At 71.8% G+C, this 5,001-nt stretch carries 5 protein-coding genes and 1 pseudogene; 4 read left to right on the plus strand and 2 right to left on the minus strand.

What is annotated here, in order from left to right; all coding sequences use genetic code 11:
- Positions 1–639 (plus strand): AAA family ATPase (locus CCN51_RS50375; RefSeq protein ID WP_143676197.1); only part of this gene is annotated, 639 nt, incomplete at its 5' end.
- A complete protein-coding gene (locus CCN51_RS50380; protein WP_014180135.1) occupies positions 636–1,457 on the plus strand; it encodes an ECF transporter S component in 822 nt (273 codons plus the stop codon). The genes CCN51_RS50375 and CCN51_RS50380, both read left to right, overlap by 4 nt.
- Positions 1,458–2,019: 562 nt before the next feature.
- Here CCN51_RS50380 and CCN51_RS50390 read toward each other — a convergent pair.
- Entirely contained in the window at positions 2,020–2,487 is a 468-nt protein-coding gene (locus CCN51_RS50390) for a nuclear transport factor 2 family protein (RefSeq protein ID WP_014180133.1), read from the minus strand.
- A 113-nt stretch (positions 2,488–2,600) separates the two neighbouring features.
- On the opposite strand from CCN51_RS50390, the gene CCN51_RS50395 reads away from it, so the two are divergent.
- Complete coding sequence (locus tag CCN51_RS50395) at positions 2,601–3,254, plus strand: TetR/AcrR family transcriptional regulator (RefSeq protein WP_014180132.1); 654 nt, start codon at positions 2,601–2,603, stop codon at positions 3,252–3,254.
- On the opposite strand, the gene CCN51_RS50400 is transcribed toward CCN51_RS50395, so the two are convergent.
- Entirely contained in the window at positions 3,238–4,407 is a 1,170-nt protein-coding gene (locus tag CCN51_RS50400; protein WP_014180131.1) for a steroid 3-ketoacyl-CoA thiolase, read from the minus strand. The genes CCN51_RS50395 and CCN51_RS50400 overlap by 17 nt on opposite strands.
- A gap of 267 nt (positions 4,408–4,674) precedes the next feature.
- On the opposite strand from CCN51_RS50400, the pseudogene CCN51_RS50405 reads away from it, so the two are divergent.
- Positions 4,675–5,001, plus strand: a pseudogene (locus tag CCN51_RS50405) (steroid C27-monooxygenase); the annotation flags it as partial.

A 5,001-nucleotide genomic window follows, 5' to 3' on the forward strand; every position in this document is an offset into this window, starting at 1 on the left:
GGCGGGCGTGGCGGCGAGGGCGGCGGGCGTGGCGGTGGCCGGGGCGTCGCCGGCCGCGGAGTCGTACCGCACCGCACCCGGCCCGCCGAACTGCTGCGCCACGTCGGCCTCGTACCGCAGGAACCCCGCGACCTGCTCTACGCCGACACCGTCGCGGCGGAGTGCGCGGCGGCCGACCGCGACGCGGGCGCGGCCCCGGGCAGCTGCCGCGAGCTGGTCGGCCGGCTGCTGCCCGGCGTGGCGGACGCGGCGCACCCCCGCGATCTGTCCGAGGGCCAGCGGCTCGCGCTCGCACTGTCGGTCGTCCTCACCGCGCGCCCGCCGCTGCTCCTGCTCGACGAGCCGACGCGCGGCCTGGACTACGCGGCGAAGGCGCGCCTGATCGAGATCCTGCGCGCGCTGGCCGCCGATGGCCACGCGACCGTTCTGGCCACGCACGACGTGGAGCTGGCCGCCGAACTCGCCCACCGGGTGGTGATCCTGGCCGACGGCGAGGTCGTGGCCGACGGCCCGACGGCGGAGGTGGTGGTGTCCTCCCCCGCGTTCGCCCCGCAGGTCGCCAAGGTGCTGGCCCCGCTGCCGTGGCTGACGGTCCGGCAGGTACGGCGGGACCTGGAGGATGGGGAACGGGCCACATGAGGCCGGACGCCGCCCGCCAGGTCCGCGCGGTCCGCCTCGGCCCCCGTTCCGTCGCCGCCCTCGCCCTCGTCTCCGCGATCGGCGTCGCCGCCTTCGGCTGGCCGCTGCTCTCCGACTCCGCGTCCGGGCTCGCGCACTCCGCCGACGCGCCCTGGCTCTTCGCCGCGCTGCTGCCGCTGCTGCTGGCCGTCGTCGTGGCGACGATCGCCGACACCGGCCTCGACTCCAAGGCCGTCGCGATGCTGGGGGTGCTGGCGGCCGCCGGGGCCGCGCTGCGGCCGCTGGGCGCGGGGACGGCGGGCATCGAGCCGATGTTCTTCCTGATGGTGCTGTCAGGGCGGGTGCTGGGCCCGGGCTTCGGCTTTGTGCTCGGCGCGGTGTCGATGTTCGCCTCCGCGCTGCTGACGGGTGGGGTGGGGCCGTGGATGCCGTTCCAGATGCTGTCCATGGGGTGGGTGGGCATGGGCGCGGGCCTGCTGCCGGGGACGGATCGGCTGCGCGGGCGCGGGGAGCTGTTCCTGCTCGCCGGGTACGGGGCGGTCGCCTCCGTCCTGTACGGCACGGTGATGAATCTGCAGGGCTGGCCCTATCTCGCCGGGATGGCTTCGGGCGTGTCGTTCGTGCCGGGCGATCCGCTGTCGCACAACCTGGCCCGCTTCGTCGCGTACTGCCTGGCGACGTCCCTCGGCTGGGACCTCCCACGCGCGGTGGTGACGGTGGTGCTCACCCTCACCCTCGGCCGTACGGTGCTCCGGGCCCTGCGCCGTGCGACCCGCCGGGCGGCCTTCGACGCGCCGGTCGCCTTCAAGGAGCCCTGAAACCGCGAGCGGGCGGTACCGATGAGCAGATGCATCGGTACCGCCCGCCGGCCCCGAGAGTGGCTAGCCCTGGTGGTACACGTTCACNNCTTCCCGTCCCCGTACTGAAGCTTCGCCGTGCACTTGTACGTGTTGCCGTCACAGGTCAGCCCCGTCACCGGCACCGGCGCCGCCGCACTCCGCACCGACGACGACTCCGACCCCACGCCCTGGTGGTACACGTTCACCGACCAGTCGGCCACCCACTTCCCGTCCCCGTACTGAAGATTGGCCGCGCACTTGTATGTGTTCCCGTCGCAGTTGAGCGCCGTGACCGGCACCGGCGCCGCGGCGGACCGAACGGACGACGGGGCGGACGCCGCCGCCTGGGCGCCGGCCGCCGGGGCCATGGCCGAGGTGGTCAGGAGCAGGGCCCCAAGGCCCAGGAACGTACCGGTGAGCATTCGGCGAGCTGACATGTATGTCGCTTCCCTTCGACTCGGTCCGCGTGTGCGGGCGGTCAGGGAAACACGCGGCCCTCGCGGCGGGCTCAAGCCCCGGGCGGTGCGCCTCCGGGCCGACGCTATCCGCCGAGCGCGGCGACGAGGTCCGGCAGGCGGTCGGTGGCCTTGGCCACGCCGAGCCCGTCCATGTAGTCACGGGTGTGGACGATCTGCCCGTCCCGGACCCGGATCACCAGGATCCCCGGGACGGTGACGGGGCGGCCGGTCGGCGCCACCGCCCCGACCACGGTCTGCTCGACGACGACCGTGCCGGCCTCCGCGGTCTCGTGGATCACCACGTCGCGGATGGTCTCGGCCTCCACGGGGGTCGCGCCCCACATCGCCCGGTAGCCCGCCCGGATCTCCTCGCGCCCGTTGAAGCACGCGGGCAGCCCGGGGAACAGGAACGGGAACTCATGACGGGCGTCGGCCGCGTACAGGTCGGCGAGGTCGTCCGCCGACTTCTTCAGCATCGCGCGGTGGAAGCGCTCGACGATCTCACGTGGCCCTACGGCGGGCTCGGGTGTGGCTGCGGTGGTTTCGGGCATGACGATGCGCTCCGTTCACTCACGCGGTTTCGCTCAACGTACGTTGACTCAACGAGTGTAGAGCGAGTGCGACCCCGGTCAACAGCTGTAGAGCGATCGGTAGAGTCAGGGATATGACCTCAGCCGGACCCACCCGCGCCGAGCGCCGCCGCAACACCGAGCAGCGCATCCTCGCCGCCGCCCGCGAGCTGTTCGCCGAGCGCGGCTTCGAGCGCACGACGATCCGCGCGGTCGCGTCGGCGGCACAGGTCGACCCCGCGCTGGTCATGCAGTACTTCGGCTCGAAGCAGCAGTTGTTTTCCCAGGCCGTGCGGATCTCGGTCGCAGGGACGGGGACGGGCACGGGGACGGGGACGGGGACGGGCACGGAAGCGGGTACGGACACGGGCGACCGGCCGCGGACCGGGGGCCCCGAGGCGCTCACGGATTCGCTGCTGGCCTCGCTCGGGATGAAGATCGGCGGGCTGCCGGAGGCCTCGCTGGCGATGCTGCGCTCCATGCTCACCCACCCGGAGGCGGCGGAGGCGGCCCGCGCCGCCCTCGACCATCAGATCACCGAGCTCGCGGCCGCCATGTCAGCCGGGCACGAGGCTGAGCGTCAGGCCCACGACGCCCGGCTGCACGCCGCGCTGGCCGTCGCCACCATGGTCGGGGTGACCATCGGCCATCAGCTGCTCGGCATCGACGATCTGCGCCGCGCCTCCCCGGAGGAGATCGCCGCCGCCCTGCGGCCCGCCCTGCACGCCCTGGTCACAGGCGCTGAATGATCGTCCCGGTCGCCAGCGCGCCCCCCGCGCACATGGTGATCAGCGCGAACTCCTTGTCCGCCCGCTCCAGTTCATGCAGCGCCGTGGTGATCAGCCGGGCGCCGGTGGCCCCCACCGGGTGCCCCAGCGCTATCGCGCCGCCGTTGACGTTCACCTTCTCCAGGTCCTGTTCGAAGATCTGCGCCCACGACAACACCACCGAGGCGAACGCCTCGTTGATCTCGACGACGTCGATGTCCTTGAGCGTCATCCCCGCCTTGCCGAGCACCGCGCGCGTCGCGTCGATCGGCCCGTCCAGGTGGTAGTGCGGATCGGTGCCGACCAGCGCCTGGGCGACGATCCGCGCACGGGCTTTGAGCTTGAGCGCCCGCGCCATGCGCTTGGACGCCCACATCACCGCGGCCGCGCCGTCGGAGATCTGGGAGGAGTTGCCCGCGGTGTGCACGGCGGTCGGCATCACCGACTTGAGCCCGCCGAGCGCCTCCATGCTGGTGTCGCGCAGCCCCTCGTCGCGGTCTACGAGCCGCCACATGCCCTGCCCGGCCGCCTGTTCGTCCTCGGTCGTCGGCACCTGCACCGCGAAGGTCTCGCGCTTGAAGCGCTCCTCCGCCCATGCCCGGGCGGCCCGCTCCTGCGAGAGGAGGCCGAGGGCGTCGACCTTCTCCCGGGTGAGCCCGCGGCGGCGCGCGATCCGCTCCGCCGCCTCGAACTGGTTGGGCAGATCGACGTTCCACTCGTCCGGAAACGGCTTACCGGGCCCGTGCTTGGAGCCGCTGCCCAGCGGCACCCGCGACATGGCCTCGACACCACAGCCGATGCCGACGTCGATGACGCCGGTCGCGACCATGTTGGCCACCATATGGTTGGCCTGCTGCGAGGAGCCGCACTGGCAGTCGACGGTCGTGGCCGCGGTCTCGTACGGCAGGCCGACGGCCAGCCAGGCGTTGCGGGCGGGGTTCATCGACTGCTCGCCGGCGTGGGTGACCGTGCCGCCGACGATCTGTTCCACGCAGTCGGGCTGGATGCCGGTACGGGCGAGGAGTTCGCGGTATGTCTCACCGAGCAGATAGGCGGGGTGCAGATTGGCGAGTGACCCTCCGCGCTTGCCGATGGGCGTGCGTACGGCTTCGACGATGACGGGTTCCGCGGCCATTGACTCGTCCGTCCTCTCCTGGTTCCGCGGGGCTCCCGGCAGCGCCCGCGACAGAACTAGTACGCGTTCTAGTTCCTCAATCAGTCTGCTGACGCCCCGCCCGGCGACGCAAGGGGCGTGCAAGCCCGTTGTCGGCCCGTATGCCGCCCATCCACGCCCGTTGTGCGCCCGCACGCCGCAACAAAGGCGCCATAGCACTTGCCACTTGTAGAACCCGTTACTACCTTCGCGGGTACTTCTGATAGGCCGTCAGATCTGGAGTGGCCGATGTCCTGCCCAGCGCTTCCCGAAGGATTCGACTTCACCGACCCCGACATCTACCAGCAGCGTCTGCCGTTCCCGGAGTTCGCCCAGCTGCGGCAGACCGACAGGGTGTGGTGGATCCCCCAGCCACACGGAGTCGCCGGCTTCGACGACGACGGGTACTGGGCCGTCACCCGCCACGCCGACGTCAAAGAGGTGTCGACCAAGCCGGAGATCTTCTCCTCCCACCTCAACACCGCGATCATCCGCTTCAATGAGCACATCCACCGCGACCAGATCGACGTCCAAAAGCTGATCATGCTCAATATGGACCCGCCCGAGCACACCCGG

Source organism: Streptomyces milbemycinicus (assembly GCF_002154605.1).
In the GTDB taxonomy this organism is placed as follows: domain Bacteria; phylum Actinomycetota; class Actinomycetes; order Streptomycetales; family Streptomycetaceae; genus Streptomyces; species Streptomyces milbemycinicus.

Excerpts from the sequence above, each read along its gene's own strand:
- CCN51_RS50380 (WP_014180135.1), top strand. The coding sequence starts at position 636 with ATGAGGCCGGACGCCGCCCGCCAGGTCCGCGCGGTCCGCCTCGGCCCC.
- CCN51_RS50390 (WP_014180133.1), bottom strand. The coding sequence starts at position 2,487 with ATGCCCGAAACCACCGCAGCCACACCCGAGCCCGCCGTAGGGCCACGT.
- CCN51_RS50395 (WP_014180132.1), top strand. The coding sequence starts at position 2,601 with ATGACCTCAGCCGGACCCACCCGCGCCGAGCGCCGCCGCAACACCGAG.
- CCN51_RS50400 (WP_014180131.1), bottom strand. The coding sequence starts at position 4,407 with ATGGCCGCGGAACCCGTCATCGTCGAAGCCGTACGCACGCCCATCGGC.